Origin of the sequence: Martinezella rhizogenes (assembly GCF_007002745.1) — a bacterium.
Taxonomy (GTDB): Bacteria; Pseudomonadota; Alphaproteobacteria; order Rhizobiales; family Rhizobiaceae; genus Agrobacterium; species Agrobacterium cucumeris.
In genome coordinates, this window is the sequence record NZ_SGNY01000004.1 from 518,042 (window position 1) to 539,435 (window position 21,394).

17 protein-coding genes are annotated in these 21,394 nt (G+C 57.4%); 7 read left to right on the top strand and 10 right to left on the bottom strand.

Translation table 11 applies throughout. The features are described from left to right. The first annotated feature begins 84 nt into the window (after nt 1-84). Complete coding sequence (locus EXN68_RS15650) at nt 85-1,554, top strand: glycosyl transferase family protein (protein WP_142841739.1); 1,470 nt, start codon at nt 85-87, stop codon at nt 1,552-1,554. A gap of 19 nt (nt 1,555-1,573) precedes the next feature. Here the strand turns inward: EXN68_RS15650 and EXN68_RS15655 are convergent, their stop codons facing one another. The 5 genes from EXN68_RS15655 to repA form a co-directional block, all read right to left on the bottom strand. Then, nucleotides 1,574-2,773: a low temperature requirement protein A gene (locus tag EXN68_RS15655; RefSeq protein WP_142841740.1), complete on the bottom strand. Its 1,200-nt coding sequence runs from the start codon at nt 2,771-2,773 to the stop codon at nt 1,574-1,576. A 400-nt stretch (nt 2,774-3,173) separates the two neighbouring features. Then, on the bottom strand, nt 3,174-3,386 hold the full coding sequence (locus EXN68_RS15665; RefSeq protein WP_142841742.1) for a hypothetical protein: 213 nt from the start codon (nt 3,384-3,386) through the stop codon (nt 3,174-3,176). 479 nt (nt 3,387-3,865) lie between these two features. After that, on the bottom strand, nt 3,866-5,143 hold the full coding sequence (gene repC / locus EXN68_RS15670; RefSeq protein ID WP_142841743.1) for a plasmid replication protein RepC: 1,278 nt from the start codon (nt 5,141-5,143) through the stop codon (nt 3,866-3,868). A 185-nt stretch (nt 5,144-5,328) separates the two neighbouring features. Then, on the bottom strand, nt 5,329-6,342 hold the full coding sequence (repB, locus tag EXN68_RS15675) for a plasmid partitioning protein RepB (protein WP_142841744.1): 1,014 nt from the start codon (nt 6,340-6,342) through the stop codon (nt 5,329-5,331). Beyond that, nucleotides 6,339-7,553 (bottom strand): plasmid partitioning protein RepA, encoded by a 1,215-nt coding sequence (repA, locus tag EXN68_RS15680; RefSeq protein WP_142841745.1) that lies wholly within the window; start codon nt 7,551-7,553, stop codon nt 6,339-6,341. The genes repB and repA overlap by 4 nt, the downstream gene beginning before the upstream one ends. Before the next feature lie 437 nt (nt 7,554-7,990). Here repA and EXN68_RS15685 point away from each other — a divergent pair, with 437 nt between their 5' ends. The 4 genes from EXN68_RS15685 (at nt 7,991) to EXN68_RS15700 (ending at nt 12,838) form a co-directional block, all read left to right on the top strand. Next, nucleotides 7,991-9,358, top strand: coding sequence for an FAD/NAD(P)-binding protein (locus EXN68_RS15685; protein WP_142841746.1), 1,368 nt, complete (start codon nt 7,991-7,993; stop codon nt 9,356-9,358). Nucleotides 9,359-9,772: 414 nt separating this feature from the next. After that, nucleotides 9,773-10,168 (top strand): RidA family protein, encoded by a 396-nt coding sequence (locus EXN68_RS15690; RefSeq protein WP_142841782.1) that lies wholly within the window; start codon nt 9,773-9,775, stop codon nt 10,166-10,168. Nucleotides 10,169-10,200: 32 nt separating this feature from the next. Beyond that, nucleotides 10,201-11,289 carry a D-TA family PLP-dependent enzyme gene (locus EXN68_RS15695; RefSeq protein ID WP_142841783.1) on the top strand — a complete coding sequence of 363 codons (1,089 nt, stop codon included), beginning with the start codon at nt 10,201-10,203 and terminating at the stop codon, nt 11,287-11,289. Nucleotides 11,290-11,359: 70 nt separating this feature from the next. Then, a complete protein-coding gene (locus EXN68_RS15700; protein WP_142841747.1) occupies nt 11,360-12,838 on the top strand; it encodes a M81 family metallopeptidase in 1,479 nt (492 codons plus the stop codon). A gap of 43 nt (nt 12,839-12,881) precedes the next feature. Here the strand turns inward: EXN68_RS15700 and EXN68_RS15705 are convergent, their stop codons facing one another. The 5 genes from EXN68_RS15705 to hutI form a co-directional block, all read right to left on the bottom strand. Next, nucleotides 12,882-13,451: a HutD/Ves family protein gene (locus EXN68_RS15705; protein WP_142841748.1), complete on the bottom strand. Its 570-nt coding sequence runs from the start codon at nt 13,449-13,451 to the stop codon at nt 12,882-12,884. A gap of 62 nt (nt 13,452-13,513) precedes the next feature. Next, entirely contained in the window at nt 13,514-15,187 is a 1,674-nt protein-coding gene (gene hutU / locus EXN68_RS15710; RefSeq protein WP_142841749.1) for a urocanate hydratase, read from the bottom strand. An 11-nt stretch (nt 15,188-15,198) separates the two neighbouring features. Then, nucleotides 15,199-16,002, bottom strand: coding sequence for an N-formylglutamate deformylase (gene hutG / locus EXN68_RS15715; RefSeq protein ID WP_142841750.1), 804 nt, complete (start codon nt 16,000-16,002; stop codon nt 15,199-15,201). Nucleotides 16,003-16,086: 84 nt separating this feature from the next. Beyond that, nucleotides 16,087-17,631 (bottom strand): histidine ammonia-lyase, encoded by a 1,545-nt coding sequence (gene hutH / locus EXN68_RS15720; RefSeq protein ID WP_142841751.1) that lies wholly within the window; start codon nt 17,629-17,631, stop codon nt 16,087-16,089. Then, the gene (gene hutI, locus EXN68_RS15725; RefSeq protein ID WP_142841752.1) at nt 17,628-18,887 is read right to left on the bottom strand and encodes an imidazolonepropionase; all 1,260 of its coding nucleotides are present in this window, start codon (nt 18,885-18,887) and stop codon (nt 17,628-17,630) included. Before hutI ends, hutH begins: the two co-directional genes overlap by 4 nt. A 114-nt stretch (nt 18,888-19,001) precedes the next feature. On the opposite strand from hutI, the gene EXN68_RS15730 reads away from it, so the two are divergent. Then, the gene (locus EXN68_RS15730) at nt 19,002-20,348 is read left to right on the top strand and encodes a formimidoylglutamate deiminase (protein ID WP_142841753.1); all 1,347 of its coding nucleotides are present in this window, start codon (nt 19,002-19,004) and stop codon (nt 20,346-20,348) included. 51 nt (nt 20,349-20,399) lie between these two features. Further along, nucleotides 20,400-21,125 carry a histidine utilization repressor gene (gene hutC / locus EXN68_RS15735; RefSeq protein ID WP_237681414.1) on the top strand — a complete coding sequence of 242 codons (726 nt, stop codon included), beginning with the start codon at nt 20,400-20,402 and terminating at the stop codon, nt 21,123-21,125. Nucleotides 21,126-21,394: the final 269 nt, after the last annotated feature.

The window sequence follows — 21,394 nt, forward strand, 5'->3', positions numbered from 1 at the left end:
ATGCGTTTGTTTTCGAACCATTCTAAATTCCAGAAATTGCAAAAAGGGCTCCTCCACTCAGCGGCGGAGTAAAAAAATCGCAAGATGACAACCGGCAAGAGAAAAGAACAATCAGCTTCCCCGACAAAGCCAGACAGGCTTGGACAGCTGAAATTACTTGTCGCTTTCGACGCGTTGCTGCGGGAAGGCAGTGTCAGCCGAGCCGCGGCCGGTATGGGAATGCCTGTTTCCTCGATGAGCCGCATATTGCAGCAGCTGCGGGAGAAATACGGGGACCAGCTGTTTTTACGCACCGGCCAGGGCCTGCGTCCGACCCCCTTTGCCGAGAACATGCGGTTGCGGATCCGCTCGCTGGCAGCGGAAGCGGATAACCTGATCGATTACTCACGGGAGAAACCGGAACTACCCGCCGCTGCCAACAAAAGTGGCTGGGAACGGCCGTTGCTGATGAAGGCGCCACCGCTTTCACTTCGCCCGAGCGTTGCGCTGGAAGGCCAGCCGACACCGGAAAACATCGCTGATCGTCTCGCCCGTATCGGCCACAATGCCGATCCGCAGCAGCGGCTTGCCAAATATATCGCGACCTCGGCAATGGGCATCGGCAATAGCCGCCCGCTCAGCCAAGAGGAGGCGATGGATGCGCTGTCGATCATTCTCGACGGCAATGCCGATCCGATCCAAATCGGGGCGCTGCTTGCAACCATGCATTATCGCGGTGGGACCGCAGCGGAGCTTGCCGGTTTCATTGAAGCCATGTGGCAGCATATAGAAAGAGACCGTCAGCGGCCTGCCGCCGTTGATCTCGACTGGCCGGCCTATATGTCGCCCAAACATCGTGACGCACCCTGGTTCCTGCATTCCGCCCGCCTCGTTTCCATGGCGGGATACAGCGTTTTGTTACACGGCCATGTGGGTCAGGGAGAAAATGGCGGCAAGCTCGAACTTGCAGCTGAAGCCTGTGGAATTCCCCTCTGCCATTCCCTTTCGCAGGCGGCCGAGGCCACAGCCTCGGAACGGATCGCCTATTTGCCGATTGGCGGCCTGTCTCTGCAGTTCCAGAGCCTGCTTGGCCTGCACGGCATTCTGGAAATGCGCCTGCCGCTCAATACGGTCGTGCATCTTCTCAATCCGCTGCGCGCCAGAAGCGCCATCATCGGTGTCGCCCGCCCCTCCTATCAGGAGCTTCACCGCGACACTGCGCGGCTGCTTTCGGTGGAAAACCTCGCCATTCTCGGCAATACGCGGGATTTTGCGCAATTCACACCGTTTCGCAGCACCCGGATTTTTGGCCTTTCCAAAGGCAAGGATGTGGAATTCGTCATTCCAGCCCGCGAAACGCCACCCGCCGAAATGCCGACCATGTTCACCACCTTCGAATATTGGCGGGCAGTCTGGACGGGGGCAGCCAGAGACGAAAGGGCGGAAACCACCATCATCTCCACAGCTGCAATCGCGCTGATGCTGGTCAACGACATGACCATGCCATTTGAAGAGGCCTATGCCCGCAGCCTGCGGCTGTGGCACGACCGGGCGCGTAATTTCGTCAATGTCTGAAAGCTCGGGGCCTGAAAGCTCAGGCGTTGGCGACTGATTTTTTCAGTGCCAGATACTCCCACACGGCAACGAGCAGCAGGACGCCCGTGCTTGCCAGTTGCAGAATATAGAGCGGTATGCCCGGCACCGGCAAAAGCAGGCAGAGCGCCACCAAACCGGCAAAATGCGAGACGGGCCGCTGGTAAGTGGCGGCAATCTTGACACCGATATTACCGGCCAGAAACAAAACCGGGCCGCCAAGAATAGCGATGGCCTCCCTCAACGTTGCGTCCTCCCGGGCGTGGGAAAGGCTGAAATCCTCTCCCACAGCCGTCAGGATAATGCCCGCCACGATGGGAAGGTGGCCATAGTTGAAAAGATTATGGGCGATCTTCGCTTTCTCTTCGGCGTTCTCAGCCTTTCTGGACGCTTCCTCCTGCCCGTGATGGAAATAAATCCACCACATCACTACGGTGCTGACGAAGGCCGAGCAGAAAACAATGAATGTTAGGGTCGAATTCATATATTCGGTGGCCGTGCGGCCGGTGGTGAGAATGGTTTCGCCAAGGCAGATGATCACGAACAGAGCACAGCGCTCCGCCAGGTGTTCGCCGGAAAGATGCAGCCGGTCCTCGTCGCTGGATGCCACACCCGGCACCACATAACGGCAGGCCGGCCCCGCATATTCGATCGCCAGTGCCACACCCCATAGGAGAATACGGTCCGTTAGATCGAGCAGTCCGCCGGCCAGCCAAAACAGGCTTGATATGACGAGCCAGATCGTCACGCGCACGAAAACCAGAAACGACTGCCGGTCTTCTCCCTTGAAAGCATAGAGCGCAAAAAGGCTCCGCCCCACCTGCATGGTGCTGTAGATGAGGGCGAAAACGAACCCCTGTTCCGCAAAAGCTTCCGGCAGAGCGATGGCCAGCAGAACCCCACCGAACATCAGGACAAAGAGGAGAATCCGGACCGGCTCCTTTTCCGTATTCAGCAGATTGGTGATCCAGGTGGTGTGTATCCACAGCCACCATAACGACAATATCAGGATGCCTGCCTCAAGCGCAGCCGTTGGCCCGAAATCCTTTGCCAATGCATGCGAGAGCTGGATGAGCGCGAAGACAAAAACCAGATCGAAAAACAACTCGGGGAAAGTCGCCTTTTCAGCGTCCTGTCCTTCTCGCCTGATCCAGCTTTCCGCAGCCGGCGTGCACGCGGAGATCTCTGTTTCAGTTCCCATTCTGCTTCTGCGCCTGTTCGTGAACTATAAAGTCGCTGCTGTTCCCCCTCTCATCGTTGTGAGAGATCAGCGTCCACGCCAGATCTATCTAGGCTCGAAGTTCGCCCGGGAAACTCGAGCGCGCGCGCACTGTCTGGATAAAAGCGCGGCCCTACCATTCTTATCTTCCTGCCCAGGACGTCCGTAATATAATCGGGTGCGGCAGATGCATCAGAGAATGTGACGTTCCGGGCATTATCATGCTCCAGCGTGCTGACCTCGATGGGCTGAGCAACTACCGGCAACGCCGTCACGCAGATGAAGGATGCGGCGAGAAAAATTGACTTGGGCAACATCGGTCTATCCCTGGCGTAATTATTTGCGCCATAAACAGCCTGCACCCGTTTTTGTTCCGACGCTGTCAGGCCTCTCCGTCGAGATAGCTGCGATATTGCACATAATCAGCGCTTGGTTGCCCATCGACAATTTCAGGCGGCCGGCCCGTGCCTCCAGTCAGATAGCCAGCGCTTTCGAGCTCCGCTTTCAAGAGCGTCTCAATCGCCACGTGCCGGGGCAAGGCATTGTCCGCCATATAAAGAGCAACGGCCAGCTCCATATCGTCTGGGAAAATCATGGGCGCGGCGTTCCTTTTCAACAATCAGGCGGAAACGACGTAATGACGTCGAAGGTTCAATCCTGCCGATTTGTGCCTGCATTTCCGGCCAGCAATCGTCTGCAAAATGATTGCCTCTGGCCGCTACCAAAACATCGTGAGCAACAGTTTTGGACGCCAGTTAAAGGGCTTCCCCCTTCTGCTTTTTGCGGGGGAATGAGACCGAAAATAACACGTATATGACCCAATCGGTACCGCTAGGCGACCAAAACACCTCGGACTCAAGCGATTGAAACCAATCGTTGAAAAACGCAAACGAAAGCTAAGTGGTATTTAACTTTCATTACCTTGCATTAACCATAGGAGTTCTCGTTGGCTGAATGCTGGTGTGTTTAACAGCAGCCTTGCCGCGAATCTCTCTGGGGTTCTGAAAACAGTGCAAATCTACCTGTGGACTGGCTTTTTCGCAAGCTATCGCCATTTCCCCGGCGGTTCAGGTTTTACGCTCGCATGGTTGCCTCCAGCTTGTCTGTGCGACCGCGCAGCTGCGCCAGCAGCATGGCTTGAAGATCAAAACCACCCTCCTGTGCCTTCCGGGTCAGATTGCGGAGATATCCACCCAGCGAGCTGATCTGCTCCGCCTTCTGCAGCAGGCAGGCAAGGATAGCCGCCGTTCCCTGTCGACCGAAGGCGGTAAGCGCATCCTGATAAGCCGACTGGCTGATGTTGAACATGGTTCTGATGACGGAGGTTGCCACCTCCAGGTCGCGCCAGCCCGTCACCGCGCCGCCTGGGGCATAGAGCGAGATATCCGGGCAAGCTTTCAAAACCAAAACAATATCAGGAACAAAAAATTGCTTATGAACAACAGACTTGAGCGGTGGTGGCGAAGTGTTTGCACTGGCAGGTGCGGCATATGCTGGCTGAGCTGCGGTGTTTGCGACGGGTGGAACGGTTGCCGGTTCACGCAAATCTTGCGGTTTAGATATGGATTCGGATTCTGAATTCTTTATGAGGCGCTCATTTTGGCAGTCATTGCCGCTCAAATCTTCGGATTTTTCAATATTTTCCAGATAGTTGGTCACTTCTGCGCGTATCGAGGCCAGAAAACCGGCGATTTCCTTGAGTTCAGCGGGTTTTGAATTGCGGCCAAGCGAGCGGGCAACGGCATTGTAGCGGGTCTGAAATCCTTCGACTGGTTCAGTCTGGCCGCTGGCGGCAATCATTTCGCAGAGTTTCTGGATATCACGGCGGCAAAGGCTGATGCTTTCGCGAAGCCGTTGAAGATCGAGCCGCTCGCGAATGATGCGTTCAGCCAGGTCTTCAATTTCCGCCTTGCGGGCAAGAAGCGGCGCCAGCGAGAAACCATAGGCTTCGCTGATCTCCCCTCCCCTGTGCTTGCGGGCGTAGCGTTTTCCGTTTGGACTATCTTTACGGATAATGAGACCGGCTTCGACGAGAGCCGAGAGATGCCGGCGCAACGTCTGTTCGGCCATACCATGGGCTCTCAGCGACAATTGCGTATTGGACGGGAAGACGACCAGACCGGCTTCGCTTGAGAGTTCGTTCTTCGGATAGAAACTCAAAAGCGCGTTCAAAACCGCAAGCGAGCGATCGGTCACGCCGAGCAATGGTCTTGCTTCACAGACCGAACGATAGAGTTTCCATTTATCGACCGCTTCGGTTTTAATGTTTTTCTGTGCGGCAAACTGAGTTGCGAGAACGCCAAACGACATCGCTCGCCGCCCAAAGGGCGTCGTTACATGTGTGCTGTCCATGTCTTTCACCTTTCACAAGGCAAAAGAAAATCGCTCACCGAAAAATTCGATGCCAAGACTCTTGACTATGATTCGCGGAAATGAGATTCTTTGGTTGCTTAGATCAAAGAAAGGCTTCCGTGCGGCAACGTTCGGGGGCTTTTTTCTTTTGTAATGCGTCTCCTGTTAGTCGTTCGAGTTAAAAATCACTGCTTGGATCGGTATTCGGCAAACAGCGCCTGAAGATGTTCCAGAACGAACTCGGCAAATTCCGGGGCTTCGTTCTTATCGATCGAGATATCCAGCTTGCGGTCGCTCTCAACCACCTTTGCCAATCGACCACCGGTTTCCGACGACCAGACACCGGCTTTTTTCGCCTGGGCTTTGGGCTTCAGGAAATCCAGAAGTGATTTGAATCTGTCTTCGGAGACAAGCGCCGCAACGGAAGGCTCCTTGACATAAGCGCGGGCAGCTTCCTTGACCTGCGACGAGGAAAGCTGATCGGCAAGATCCATCCAGTTACGGCGACCGACGCTGGGCGCGGGACCGATAAGATCGACCAGATCCTCCGGAATGCGGCCGACGACTGACAACATGTTGGAAAGATCGCCTTTATGCAGCGACATTGCCGCCATGATCGTATCACGGGGAAACCGCATCTGCAGTTTCTGGGCAAAGCGCGCCTTTTCGATATAGGTGAGATCGCGACGCTCGTTGTTTTCCTGTCCCTGTGCCACGACCAGCTGTTCATCACTAAGATCGCGAACGACGGCCTTGACCGGGATACCAAGGCTCGAGACGGCACGCAGACGGCGATGACCGAAGGCAACCTGATAGCGGCCCGGAAACTCGGGATGCGGGCGCACCAGAATGGGAACCTGCTGTCCCTGCTCGCGAATGGCTTCCACCAGACCTGCATCCGCTTCTTCGGAAGCCGGCATACGATCCGGTATGAACGAAGGATCAATATCGGCAGGATTGAGGGAAACGATCGTCAGACCCTCGGCGAGCCGCTTTTCGATCTCTTCAGCTCGCTTTGCACGTTCAGAAACTTCGTTCAGGGACTGGCCGATCATACCAACCGGTGAGTTGGCAACATCAGTCACCAGATCGGGAGAACCAAGGATGGGCCTGATGCGTGGCCGCGCCCGCTCAGTAGCTGCGTCGTTGTTGTCGGTAGCTGGTGTACCTAGATTTGCGAAAATCTGCTTTCTGCTCATGCTGCCCTACCCCACGCTTTTTTGATCAGTCCTTCGACTTCAGCGTTTACATTGTTCATGGCTTCCAGCGCGCGATCATAGGTCGAGCGGGTGAACTGGGTTCTCTCGACCTCGAAAAGCGTCTGGTTGGTCAACCCGGCGTCAGAGACAGCCGTGCTCTTCAGCATCGGATGATTGAGGACGTTTTCACCGAAGATCGAACGCAGGAAAGCAACCATCTGATTTTGCGGGCCGTCACTGGGTTCAAACCGGGTGATGAGATAACGCATCCAGTTATAATCGGATCGCGCACCTGCCCGGCCGATTTCGGCGAGCAGATCGCCGGTCATGGCGAGAAACTGGTTCATGGACATGACGTCCAGCATCTGCGGATGAACGGTGACGAGAACCGAGGTAGCTGCCGTCAATGCCGAAAGCGTCAGGTAACCGAGTTGCGGCGGGCAATCGATCACGACGACATCATAGAAATTCTGGGCCTGGGCGATTGCCTGACCGATGCGGGCAAAAAACAACGTGTCACCCGGAGCGCGACGCATCAGTGCGCGAGGCGTGTCGTGCTCGAACTCCATGAGCTCCAGATTGCCCGGAACGATGTGAAGGCCGGGAATATAGGTGCCACGAACGATCTCGGCGATCGGACGGCGTTCCTCGTCATAGCGGATCGCGCCATAGAGTGTTTCATTCGGGCCGACATCGATCTCCGGCTGATGACCGAAGAGAGCGGACAAACTGGCCTGAGGATCAAGGTCGATTGCGAGAACCCGATAACCGCGCAGCGCCAGATATTGCGCCAGATGCGCCGACGTCGTGGTCTTTCCGGAGCCGCCCTTGAAATTCATGACGGCGATAACCTGGAGTTCTTCGCCGTCACGACGGTGAGGCAGGTAGCGGCGTGTGCCACGTGCGCCCTGATCGAGAAGCTTTCTGATCTCATGCATGTCTTCAACGGAATAGGAGCGGCGGCCTGAGGCCTGTGCCGCGTCAAGTTCCGGACGCTCAGCTGCGATCTGGCGAAGATAAGCCTCGCCAATTCCAATCAGCCGCGCGGTTTCGGCAGGCGAGAAATGTCGCATGCTCTTTTCGGTGTGGGGTGAAAATGTATTTGCATTATGCGCCTGCAATTGGGCTGACAGTGCAGCCGAATGCTGTTGTATAAGGCCCGTCAGGTCGGGGGCCCCTGCAGCACGTCTTGAGTCGGCACTCTGTGTCATTTGTCTTCTTTCGCTCGATATCGCAGTGGCGGTTTTTTTCGAAAAAGGCGGTTTTTTCCGCAACTGAGATATAAGCGCCGATTCTCTTTTCGGCGCAATAGGCTTTTTTCCCGGTTGCGAAAGTGCCGCTAAAGCATTGTGGAAGAATCACATTTGGTTTTTGTGACAGTTTGACGGTTAGCCGCGGCTAACTTCTTTAATATTGGTCGGCGGGAGCGATTGCCGACTATCCGACCGTCGGCGATTCAAAGCCCTTGGAGTTAGCCGCGGCAAACTTTCCGCAGCGGATATAGAGATGTTTGACCTTCGACCAGACGCAGTGGGGAAAAGTGAAGGGTGGACATTCGCAGGCGTTTAATCTCTACTCATTGACTAGAGTATCGTTGGGCCGCGCGCTCCCGGGTGGCTATTCATACTGTCGCAGGTTGGAGGAATGAATGTCCTATGATGTTGCTCTCGTCGGGTCCGGCTTCGCTGCCATCTGTACTGCCGCCCATCTTCTCTCTTCTCTGCCAGCGAAGGCCTCGATCGTTATTGTTGGCGACGAGTCTGACTTTGGGCGTGGAACAGCCTATCGTACCGAACTACCCTATCACCGGCTGAATGTCCCGGCTGGACGCATGAGTGTCTTTCCTGACCGCCCGAAGGATTTCGTCGACTGGCTGAAGGAAAGCGGGATAGGGGACGATCCTCTATTGTTTGCATCGCGCGGAGATTATGGTCTCTATCTGAGAGATAGATTGGCCACCCTGTTGAGGAGTCGGGAACAGAGAGCAAGGGTGGATTTCATTCGGGCCAAGGCTTCCACCTGTCGCCCTGCCGATGCGGGCGGATTCACCTTCGTGCTCGAAAACGGTGAGACCATGCGCGCGCAAAACGTTGTTCTGTGTGTGGGTGTCGGGGCGGCCAGTTTGCCGGTGCAAACTGTCGCGAATGACGAGGGCAGGGCGCAGCGGATCATCGGTCACTGCTGGCAGCCGGGATGGCTGTCGAAGGTTAAGACGGGCGACCGCGTCTGTATTCTCGGTTCCGGGTTGACGATGATTGATCAGGTGCTGACCCTGCGGGGAAAAGGGCACACGGGGCCAATCCATGTTCTGTCCCGTCGCGGGCTTGTGCCGCATCCGCATATCAGCCCCCCTTTGCCTCCCGTCGATCCGATATTACCAGAGGAAACCACTGAGATTAGCCGCCTGTTACAGTCTTTGCGCAAACAGGTGAGGGACGGCGCGCCATGGCGGACGGTGATGGATGGATTGCGGCCGAGAACGCAGTCGCTTTGGCAAGTTCTCACGGTTGCTCAAAGAAGCAGGTTTCTCCGGCATGCACTTCCCTGGTGGAATATTCACCGGCACCGCATCGCGCCGGAGGTTCATGCGGCTTTTGAGAAACTGCTTGCGGATGATGTTCTGGAAGTCCACGCGGGTTATCTGAACTCCGTTGAAGAGCAGGATGAAGGCATTACCTTGCGCTACCGCCGCCGGCATACGCAGATATCGAAAGAGCTGCAGGTGGACTGGGTTGTCAATTGCACCGGTATGGAGCGAGCGGGCATTGGTCATTCGCGCCTCTTGGAAAATATGAGGAACGACGGTGTGCTTCTGCTGGATCCTCTGGGTCTCGGCGTCGAGGTGGACGACGAGTCTCGCCTGTTGCGAGCGGATGGACAAAGCTGGCCCGGCCTCTTCGCCGCTGGCGCGCTGACGGCGGGCCGTTTGTGGGAAATAACCGCCGTGCCGGATATTCGCGTACAGGCGCAAAAAATTGCGCAACACGTCACGGACAGGGTGTCAGCGAAGGGGTAAATTGCTGATATGAAATATCGGAAACATCAACTGTGCTCGAGGAATGTTTGTTCGCCGCTGGTCGTCTCCGGATTGACCATCCCTGGTGTTAGCCGCGGCAAACTTTCCCAGTTCGTGAATAGCTAACGAACGAACAGTTGTTGATTTCCAAGCCCGAAGGCACGGGTCGGAACCACTTGCCTAGGAGTGGTGGATGGGAACCTATCGAATGCTCTTGCAGCAAGAGTTGAATTCTCGAGAATAGCGCTCATCCCTGATGTAAGGCCGGATTAGCGATTTCGTGCTGGCAATGGCGTGACAGGCGCGTTTCCTCCAGTTTGCTAAATAATTTACATCGCTTATGGAATGTTGCCGTAAAACCGGCTATAAATTCCGGAAAATGCGATAATGATGAAAATTATTTGCGAGGTTTTAATGGAAAAGCAGAAGCTGGTAAGATTCGCAACGGCTGATAATCAGGCCGGCGGCCAACGTCGACCATTTGCCAAGGCCGTTCGGGCCGGCGATTTTGTCTATGTTTCCGGGCAGGTGCCGACTATTGACGGGGAAGTGGTGACCGGCGGCATCGTGGCACAGACCGAGCAGGTTGTAGCCAATATCAAGGATGTTCTGGCGCTTGCCGATTGCACGCTTGCCGATGTGGTGAAGGTTAATGTCTGGCTGGACGATGCCCGCGACTTTTCGAGCTTCAACGCTGTTTTCCAGAAATATTTCATTGATCATCCGCCGGCTCGCTCCACCGTGCAGTCGCCGCTGATGGTCGATGCAAAGGTGGAAATGGACGTTATCGCTTATAAGCCATTGGCTTAACTATCTGATTTTTATGGCTTTGAGAGCATATGATGACCTATCCCTGGCCTGAAGAGGGCACACCACTCGATGCGATTTCAACGCCGATGCCGGTGATCGATGAAGATCGGCTTGCGGCCAATATTCTCAAGGCGCAATCCTATCTCGATGAGCATGGCAAGGCCTTCCGACCGCACATCAAGACGCACAAGATCCCGGCTATCGCCAGGCAACAGCTTCAGGCCGGCGCGATCGGCATCAATTGCCAGAAGGTCAGCGAAGCGGAAGTTTTCGCGGATGCCGGCTTCGACGACATCCTGATTACCTTTAATATTCTTGGCGCAGCAAAATTGTCGCGACTAAAGGCGCTGAATGCGCGTATTGGCCGGTTGAGTGTCGTTGCCGACAGCGCCGCGACGATTGCTGGCCTTGCTGGCACATTTGATACGGAAAAGCCGCTCGCCGTGCTTGTCGAATGCGATACCGGCGGAAAGCGTTGTGGCGTACAGACGCCGGAAGCCGCCCTGGTGCTTGCAGAAAAGATCAATGCGGCTCCGGGTCTCGTTTTCAAAGGCATTTTGACCTATCCGGCACCGGGCGGCGCTGAAAAGGTCGAGAGTTTCATTGGCGAGACAATGGCGCTGCTGGCGGCGAAAAGCATCGAATGCCCTGTGCGCTCCAGCGGCGGTTCACCGGATTTTTACGCCGCACACCTTGTGCCTTCGGCAACCGAACACCGGGCGGGTACCTATGTCTATAATGACCGCGCCATGCTGCGCGCCGGTCATTGTGCGGCTGGTGATCTGGCAATGCATGTTCTCGCCACTGTGGTGTCGCGGCCCACGCCCGATCGAGCCGTGCTCGATTGCGGTTCCAAGGCTTTGACCTCCGATCTTCTTGGTTTCAGCGATTACGGGCTGATCGAAGGTTATGAGGGTGCAAAAATCATCTCGCTTTCGGAAGAACATGCAGTTGTCGATCTATCCGGCTGCACGTCCGGCAGGCCGGAAATCGGTGATGTGGTCAAGGTCGTGCCGAACCATACCTGCGTCGTCAGCAACCTTTTCGACAGGATGGTGTTTCATCGAAACGGTCTTGTGACCCGGGTTGAAGACGTGGCCGCACGTGGTACCGTCTGGTAAGATTACCCGGCTAATCATATTAAGGGACAGAAAACTGCGTAAAGCAGTCCCGGTAACGAGAAATACAAAAATGCGTATATTCACGGCGTCGCTCGCCACCGAAACCAACACGTTTTCGCCCGTCCCGACGGATATGGATGCTTTCCGCGCGGCTTTTTATGCCGGGCCGGGTGAACATCCGGAAACACCGACGCTCTGCTCTTCGCCGGTGCCAATCCTGCGGCGTCGCGGCAAGGCGGAAGGGTTCACGGTGATTGAGGGCACGTCCTGCTGGGCGGAGCCTGCAGGTCTCATCCAGCGCCAGACTTATGAAACGCTGCGCGATACTATCCTTGCGGAGCTCCAGGAAGCGCTGCCGGTTGATGCGGTCGTTCTTGGTCTTCACGGCGCAATGGTGGCGCAGGGATATGATGATCCGGAAGGTGATTTTCTGTCGCGTGTGCGCGCAATGGTCGGGCCCGACGTGTTGATCGCGGCGGAATTTGACCCGCACAGCCATCTGACGGCGCTGCGAGTTAAAAATCTCGACCTCATGGCGACGTTCCTGGAGTTTCCCCACACCGATTTCGAAGAACGCGGCGAGCATGTCGTTGAACTGGCGCTGCGTACCCTGCGTGGTGAGATCAAACCGGTCATTTCCACGTTCGATTGCCGCATGATCACCATTTATCCGACCAGCCGCGAGCCGATGCGGTCTTATGTGGACCGTTTGAAGGCGATGGAAGGCAAGGACGGCATCCTGTCGATTTCGGTCATCCACGGTTTCATGGCGGGCGATGTGCCGGATATGGGCACGCGGATTGTCGTCGTTACAGATGGAGAGAGGGAGAAGGGCGATGCGCTGGCCGAAAAGCTCGGCCATGAACTCTATGCCATGCGCAAACTGACCGCCATGCCCATGCTGGATACGGAGTCAGGCCTCGACAAGGCACTTGCCATTCGCAGCGGCAATCCGGACAAGCCGGTGGTGGTGTCGGATATATGGGACAATCCGGGTGGTGGCGTTGCGGGTGATGCCACCTATATCCTGCGGCGGATGGTGGAGCGCGGCATGGATAACATCGGTGTCGCAACGATCTGGGACCCGATTGCGGTCTCTTTCTGTCACGCCGCGGGCGAGGGGGCAGAGATCGATCTGCGCATCGGCGGCAAATCCAGCCCCGAGGGCGGTGAGCCGCTCGACTTCCGCATAAAAGTGATGCGCACCGTTGAGGCCGGCTGGCAGAGTTTCCGCAACAGCCGCGTCACGCTTGGCCGCGCTGCCGTTGTCCGGCCCGTTGGCACAGAGATCGATATCATCCTCATCACCAGTCGCACCCAAACTTATGAGCCGGATATCTTTTCCAATCTCGGGATCGATTTCGCTAAAAAAGACGTCCTGTTGGTCAAGTCAACCAATCACTTCCATGCGGGTTTTGCGCCGGTCGCCTCGGAGATCGTCTATATCGCGGCACCGACCTCTTATCCGACCGATCCGGCTACAACTGCTTATCGCAAAGCGAGCCTCAAGCTCTGGCCCCGTGTGGCCGATCCGCTGGGTCTGGACTAGGCTTTTCCAGTAGAAGCGGAATTACTCCAGGCGTGCGGTCGCTTCAGAGGGGCTGAAGTGTAATGAGGAAAACCGCGCCCGTATTTTGATCGGGCTCGACAGTGAAAGGCCTGCTGTTTTCGATCAACAGGCTGTCCAGCCGATCGAGATTGGCTTTTTCATCTCCGCTGGAGACCACAAGCGCATCGAGCGCGAGGATGAGTGTCGTGACACCCTCTGCTGTCGCGGAAAATGTGCCGGAGCGCTTTTGCACGGTATGGCGGAAAGCCGAGCGGCGGGTCATGACGTTCAGATCGACGATCGGGCCGCCGGGCAATGTCGCATTGACAGGAACATCCGCCGAAAAGGGCAGGGGGGCACTCTCCATCGTCAGCAACAGTGGCTCGTTGGCTGCGATCGCAAGCGCCATGCCATTGCCCTGAAGAATGGACAGGGTGCGGTCTATGCCGGGAAAAATCGAAAATGGTCCGTCGGTTGCAACGGTTGCCATGCTGATTCGCCAATCGAAATCATTCACGGAGGCGGCTGGCGGGAAGATAGCGATTTCCACGGTTTCGCCACCGCCATTTTTCCAGGGCATGCGTTTGTAATCGCTTGCGCGCAACAGGGTCATGATTTTCCAACTCCGCACGGTGCTGGCCGGAAACGCCTTCCGCATTTCCGGCCAAACACGAATCAATTGCCGAGAATGCCAGGCAGGCGCAAGCCCTGCTCCTTGGCGCAATCCACGGCGATCTCATAACCGGCATCGGCATGGCGCATGACGCCGGTTGCCGGATCGTTCCAGAGCACACGCTCAAGCCGGCGAGCGGCATCGTCGGTGCCATCGGCGCAGATGACCATGCCGGAATGCTGGGAGAAGCCCATGCCGACACCGCCGCCATGGTGCAGCGAAACCCAGGTCGCGCCGGAAGCGGTGTTGAGCAGCGCATTCAGGAGCGGCCAGTCCGACACGGCATCCGAACCGTCCTTCATGGCTTCGGTTTCGCGGTTGGGCGAGGCGACGGAACCGCTGTCGAGATGGTCGCGACCGATGACAACAGGCGCTTTCAGCTCGCCGTTCTTCACCATTTCGTTGAAGGCAAGGCCCAGACGATGGCGGTCGCCAAGCCCGACCCAGCAGATACGCGCCGGCAGGCCCTGAAACGCGATGCGCTCGCGTGCCATATCCAGCCAGTTATGCAGGTGCTTGTTGTCAGGCAGCAGTTCTTTCACCTTGGCGTCAGTCTTGTAGATGTCTTCCGGATCGCCCGAAAGTGCCGCCCAGCGGAACGGGCCGATACCGCGGCAAAACAGCGGACGGATATAGGCGGGAACGAAGCCGGGGAAGGCGAAAGCGTCCTCCAGCCCTTCATCCTTGGCGACCTGGCGGATGTTGTTACCGTAATCGAGCGTCGGAACACCGGCGTTCCAGAAATCGACCATGGCCTGCACGTGGACCTTCATCGAGGCGCGGGCGGCAGCGGCGACTGCTTTCGGGTCACTTTCCTGCTTGGCGCGCCATTCGGCAACTGTCCAGCCGGCCGGCAGATAACCGTGGATCGGATCATGCGCCGAGGTCTGGTCGGTGACCATGTCGGGGCGAATGCCACGGCGAAACAGTTCAGGGAAGATTTCTGCCGCATTGCCGATCAGGCCGACGGATTTTGCTTCGCCTGCCTTGGTCCATTGGTCGATGAGTGCCAGCGCCTCATCCAGTGTGTGTGCCTTTGCATCGACATAACGGGTGCGCAGACGGAAATCGACGCGGGTTTCATCGCATTCGACGGCTAGGCAGCAGGCCCCTGCCATGACGGCGGCCAGCGGCTGTGCGCCGCCCATGCCGCCAAGACCGCCGGTGAGGATCCATTTGCCCTTGAGGTTGCCGCCATAGTGCTGGCGGCCGGCCTCGACGAAGGTCTCATAAGTACCCTGCACGATGCCCTGCGTGCCGATGTAAATCCACGAACCGGCCGTCATCTGGCCGTACATGGCGAGCCCCTTCTTATCCAGCTCGTTGAAATGGTCCCAGTTGGCCCAATGCGGCACGAGATTGGAATTGGCGATCAAAACCCGCGGCGCATCCTTGTGGGTGCGGAATACGCCAACCGGTTTGCCAGACTGCACGATGAGGGTCTCGTCCTCGGTCAGATCCTTCAGCGTCGCGACGATGCGGTCGAAATCTTCCCAGGTGCGGGCGGCGCGGCCGATGCCGCCATAAACCACCAGTTCATGCGGCCGCTCGGCGACATCAGGGTCGAGATTGTTCATCAGCATGCGCAGCGGCGCTTCCGTCATCCAGCTTTTGGCGTTCAGCTCATTGCCCTGCGGCGCGCGGACTTCGCGAATATTGTGGCGCGGATTATCCATGTGATTTCCCCTTATCGTTGCGTCTCGAGCGCGAAATTTTCCATACGCGTGAGAATGGTTTTGAGATGGTTGCGCAGGCGTTCCGCCCTTTGCGCGTCATAGGCGAAAGGCGGTACCTCACTGGCGAGATGGGTGGATTGCGCCAACTCCATCTGGATAGCGTGCACGCCGGCTTCCGGTTTTCCATAATGCCGGGTCGTCCAGCCGCCCTTGAAGCGGCCGTTCAGAATGCTGTCGTAACCGTCAGCGGCAGCGGTCACGTCCACGGCAATTTTTTCGATCGTCGGATCGCAGGTCCTGCCCATATCCGTGCCGATGTTGAAATCCGGCAGCTTACCCTCGAACAGAAAGGGGATATGCGAGCGGATCGAATGGCAATCATAGAGAATTGCGATGCCGTGAATGGCCTTCACCCGCTCGATTTCCGCTGCAAGGGCTGCATGATAGGGCGCGTGGAAGGTTTCCAGCCGATAGGCGATATCAGCGTCATCCGGTTGCTGCCCCTCGTTCCAGATGGGCTTGCCGTCGAAATCGGTTTCCGGAACCAGTCCCGTCGTGTTCTGGCCCGGATAAAGGCTCACTCCGGCCGGGTCGCGGTTGGCATCGATGACGTAGCGGTGGAAGGTCGCCCTTACGGTTGTCGCGTTATCGAGAAGCCCTTCATAGAGTTCATGGATATGCCAGTCGGTATCGGCGAGAATCCTGCCGTTATCGTTGAGGCGATCCCAAATCGCAGCCGGCACATCCGTACCGGTGTGAGGCAGCCCGAGAATGATCGGCGAGGTGCCTTGGTGAAGCGAGAAAGGCGTTTTCATTGATCAGCTCCTTCTGCACTGCCGGGCAGAGAGGGTAACCCCAACGCACCGACCGGAACGGAGGAAAACAATTGGCTTGTCATCTCAAACCTCCAGCTTCGGCAAAATGTCATCCGAAATCACGGAAACCAGAGCGCCGGTAGCAATCAGGTCAGCTGCCGCCTTCAGATCCGGCGCCATATAACGGTCCTCTTCCAGCGAGGGGATTGATGCACGCAGCACGGCAATCGCCTTTTGCAGTTCCGGGCTGGTTTTCAGCGGTCCACGCAACTCCACGCCCTGGATGGCGGAAAGGGCTTCAATCCCAAGGATGGCGAAGAGATTTTCGGTCATTGGCAGCAGGCGACGAGCACCATGGCAGGCCATGGACACGTGGTCTTCCTGATTGGCGGAGGTCGGTGTGGAATCCACCGAGGCCGGATGCGCCATCTGCTTGTTCTCGCTCATCAGCGCGGCGGACGTCACTTCGGCGATCATCAGGCCGGAATTCAGACCCGGCTTTTTGGAAAGAAAGGCGGGCAGACCGTAGGAAAGGGCCGGATCGACCAGTAGTGCCACGCGTCGCTGGGCGATCGCGCCGATTTCGCAGATGGCAAGTGCCGTCTGGTCGGCGGCAAAGGCCACTGGTTCGGCGTGGAAATTGCCGCCGGATACGACGGAATTGTCTGATAGCACCAGCGGATTGTCGGTCACCGCATTGGCTTCGATTTCCAGCGTGCGTGCCACCTGCCGTAGAAGATCAAGGCAGGCGCCATCCACCTGCGGCTGGCAGCGAATGCAATAGGGATCCTGCACCCGCTCGTCACCTTCGATATGGCTGACGCGGATTTCCGAACCTTCCAGCAGATTACGCAACGCCGCACCGGCATCAATCTGGCCCTTGTGGCCGCGCAGGGTGTGAATATCAGGATGGAAAGGAGCCGATGAGCCCATGGCGGCATCCGTAGAAAGTGCGCCGGTAATCAATGCGGCCTGTGCGGCGCGATGGGCACGGAAAAGACCGGCCAGCGCCAGCGCCGTCGAGGTCTGCGTGCCGTTGATCAGCGCCAGGCCTTCCTTGGCGGCGAGAACGACCGGTGTCAGCCCGGCTTTCGCAAGCGCTTCGCCGGCGGGCAGAAGCCCTCCTTGATAAAGAGCCTCGCCTTCGCCCATCATCACGGCGGCCATATGGGCGAGCGGCGCAAGATCGCCGGAGGCGCCGACCGAGCCCTTTTCCGGGATGACCGGGATGACGCCCTTTTCCAGCATGGCCTCGATCAGCCGCACCAGTTCCAGCCGTACACCGGAGGCGCCGCGGCCGAGTGAAATCAGCTTCAGCGCCATGATCAGCCGCACGACATTTTCAGGAAGCGGAGCGCCCACACCGCAGCAATGCGACAGGATAAGGTTTCGCTGTAGTGTCGCCACATCGGCCGCATCGATCTTGATGGAAGCGAGTTTGCCGAAACCGGTATTGATGCCATAAACAGGCGCGTTGCCAGCGGCGATCTCCGCTATGCGCGCCGCCGCCTTTTTTATGCCCGCGTCGAATGAGGGGTCGAGCTTCGCAGCGCCATTGTTCCAGTAGATATCGGCGAGGTTGGCAAGGGCTACATTGCCGGGGTGAAGCGTGATGGTCTTCATGGTCATGACGAAACCTTCTGTCCCTTGAAAATGCGGGCATGGAGCGGATTGAAACCGATGCGGTAGACAAGTTCGGCCGGGCGCTCGATATCCCAGATAGTGAAGTCGGCGGATTTGCCGGCCTCCAGCGTGCCGGTTTCCGCAAGCAGGCCAAGCGCCTTGGCGGCATTGCGCGTCGTCGCCGCAAGGCACTCTTCCACGGTCATGCGGAAAAGCGTGGCACCCATATTCATGGTCAAAAGCAGCGAAGTCAGCGGTGAGGTGCCGGGATTGCAATCCGTTGCCAGCGCGATTGTTGCGCCCGCATCGCGCAGGTCCTGAACCGGCGGGGCCTGTTTTTCCCGGAGCGCATAAAAGGCGCCGGGCAAAAGCACGGCCACGGTTCCCGCTTTCGCCAGCGCCTTTGCGCCTGTCTCATCCAGATATTCCAGATGATCGGCCGAAAGTGCGCCATAGGAGGCGGCAAGCTTTGCCCCGCCAAGATCGGAAAGCTGCTCGGCATGCAGTTTGACGGGAAGACCAAGCTGCCGTGCTTTTTCGAAGACGCGGGTGATCTCCGCGACGGAGAAGGCGATGCCTTCGCAAAAGCCGTCCACCGCATCCACCAGCCCTTCGGCATGGGCTCTTTCCAGCCCCGGCAGAACGACATCGGTAATGTAATCGGCGTTGCGGCCCTTATACTCGGCGGGCGTCGCATGGGCTGCCAGATAGCTGGTGACGATCCGCACCGGCCGCAGCGTTTCAAGCCTGCGAGCAACACGCAGCATTTTCAGTTCAGTCTCTATATCGAGACCATAACCGGATTTGATTTCAATGGTGGAGATGCCCTCGGCCAGCAGCGTGTCGAGACGTGGCAATGCCTGAGCCACCAGAGCGTCTTCCGAAACGGCGCGCGTATCGCGCACCGAAGAAACGATGCCGCCGCCTGCCTTGGCGATCTCTTCATAGGTCGCGCCATTCAGCCGCATTTCGAATTCCATCGCCCGGTTGCCACCGAAGACGAGATGAGTATGGCAGTCGATCAAGGAGGGGGTGACCCAGCGCCCGCCGCAATCGGTGATCTCATCGGCTGTGGCCAGATCGGCAGGCAGATCCTTTTCCGGGCCGGCAAAGGCGATGCGGCCGCCGCGCACGGCAATAACGGCATTTTCGACCGTACCAATGCCTTGCATGGCTGGATCAAAAGTCGCCAGCCGGGCGTTGCGCCACAAGGTCGTGGTGTTTCCCGCTGCCGCTCCCTTTACGGATTTGTTCCCTGGCATTTGCTTTTCGCCTTTCCTTTATGGCTTAAATGTATATACATAATAATCGGCTTGGCAAGCCGCAATTTCATGTCTGAAATGGCCTTGCCCATAACGAAAAGAGGAGAGGGTGGCATGACGGCAATTCACGCGGGCACGGCATTGATGGCCGGGGGATGGGTGCAGGACGTTCGCATTGTTTGCGATGGCGGCGTTGTTTCATCGGTCGAAACCGGCGTTTCGCCTCAGCCGCAGGATGAACGCCATACCGTCATCGTTCCGGCCATGCCCAATCTCCACAGCCATGCCTTTCAGCGGGCCATGGCCGGGCTTGCCGAAATTCGCGGGCCGGCCGATGACAGTTTCTGGAGCTGGCGCACCGTCATGTATAAATTTGCGCTCTCCATGACGCCTGACCATGTAGAGGCGGTTGCCGCCCAGCTTTATATGGAAATGCTCGAAGCCGGTTTCGGCCGGGTCGGGGAATTTCATTATCTGCACAACGACAGGGATGGTTCGCATTACGGCAATATCGCCGAAATGGCCGAACGCATCGGTGCGGCCGCCGCACAAACCGGTATCGGCCTGACATTGCTACCGGTCTTTTACGCGCATTCCGGTTTTGGCGGGCAGCCGCCGATCGACGGGCAGAAACGTTTTATCCATTCACTCAACAGTTACGAAAGACTGATGCAGGGCGCGCAGGCAGTGGTTAAATCCCTGCCGGGTGCCGCCCTGGGCATCGCGCCGCACAGCCTGCGCGCCGTAACCGGCGAAGAGCTTTCGGCCATCGAGCCCCTGGCAAAAGGTGGGCCTATCCACATTCATGTGGCGGAACAGACAAAGGAAGTCGAAGATTCGCTCGCCTTTTCAGGAGCGCGACCGGTTGAGTGGCTTCTGGCGAATGCGCCGGTCGATGATCGCTGGTGCCTTATCCATGCCACGCATATGACGGAGGCCGAAACGCGCCGCATGGCGAAAAGCGGTGCCGTTGCGGGCCTCTGCCCAATCACCGAAGCCAATCTCGGTGACGGCATCTTCCCCGCTCCGGATTTTATCACGGAAGGGGGGTATTATGGCGTCGGCTCCGATTCCAACATTCTCATCTCCCTGCCGGAAGAATTGCGGACACTCGAATATTCGCAGCGTCTGTCGCGACGCGCGCGGAACGTCATTGCCGATGCCGGAGGCTCCACCGGTGAAAAACTGTTCCGGCGGGCGCTTGCAGGCGGCGGCAGGGCCCTGGCATCACATAATGCAATAGAAAAGGGAAAAAGCGCTGATCTTGTCGCACTGGATATCTCGGCTGTGTCCTATCTTCCTGCATCCCAGATTCTCGACCAGTGGATATTCGCGGGCGGTGTCCATGTCGATTCCGTCTGGGTGCGCGGTGAAAAACAGGTGCAGGCCGGCCGCCATGTCCGCCGCGGTGAAATATCGGCGCGCTTCAACAAGGTCATGGCTGAACTTCTCGATAGCTGATATGGGCTCCACTGAAACGAGATCGAGCCGGTGTGGAAAGGCATTACGGACGTGACGAAAGCATCGGCCGGGCAGACCCTGCATCAGCTTATCCTCAGCGAGATCGAGGGCCGGATCGTTTCGGGGGAATGGCCGCCGGGTTACCGGTTGCCGTTCGAGGTCGATCTCGCCACCCATTATGATTGCTCGCGCATGACCGTCAACAAGGTCATGGGTCAACTTGCCAAGGCGGGTTTGATTGAACGCCGCAAGAAATCAGGCAGTTTCGTTCGCCAGCCGCAGATCCAGTCAGCCGTTCTTGAAATTCACGATATCAGGGCCGAGGTGGAATCCCTTGGTCTGGATTACGGTTTCAAAATCCTGAAATGCGCGCAGCGTGCGGCAAAGAGCGAAGATCGTGCAAGTCTCGATGTTTCCGTTGGCGCACCCTTGCTCGATATCATCTGCATCCATTTCGCAGGCATGCGGGAATTCTGCGTCGAGCAGCGTCTCATCAATCTGGCCGCCGTGCCGGAGGCTGCCGATGCTGACTTCACCGAGATTGCGCCCGGTCCCTGGCTGCTTGGCCATGTTCCATGGAGCAATGCCGAACACCGGATCAGCGCCGAAATAGCCTCGAAGGAGATTGCCCGTCTGCTGGGTATCTCTGACAGGCAGGCCTGCCTTGTGGTGGAGCGGCGAACCTGGAGCAACTCCGGCGCCGTCACCTATGTGCGCTTCTCCTATCCCGGCAATGCCCATGCCCTGGTCGCCCGCTTCAGTCCTTCCTCCGACTGAGATCAGCAAAGGCGGGATCCTCCTATTATCGAAAGGGCGCGGCCGCATTGGCCGTCAGACGAGAAAAGCACGGAAATCCGCCAGTTTTCGCGAAAGTCCGCAAACTATCGTTGAAAACCAATGAGTTAAGTGATTTTCTTATTTTTTCCGATTTGTGCTGTTGACTTGTTTGAGGTGATGGATTTATAAGTCCGCTCACTGAACGAGGGCGGCGGCGCTGCTGGCGACGACGACTTTCGTTCTAAAGAAATCAAGTTGATGAGCTGATT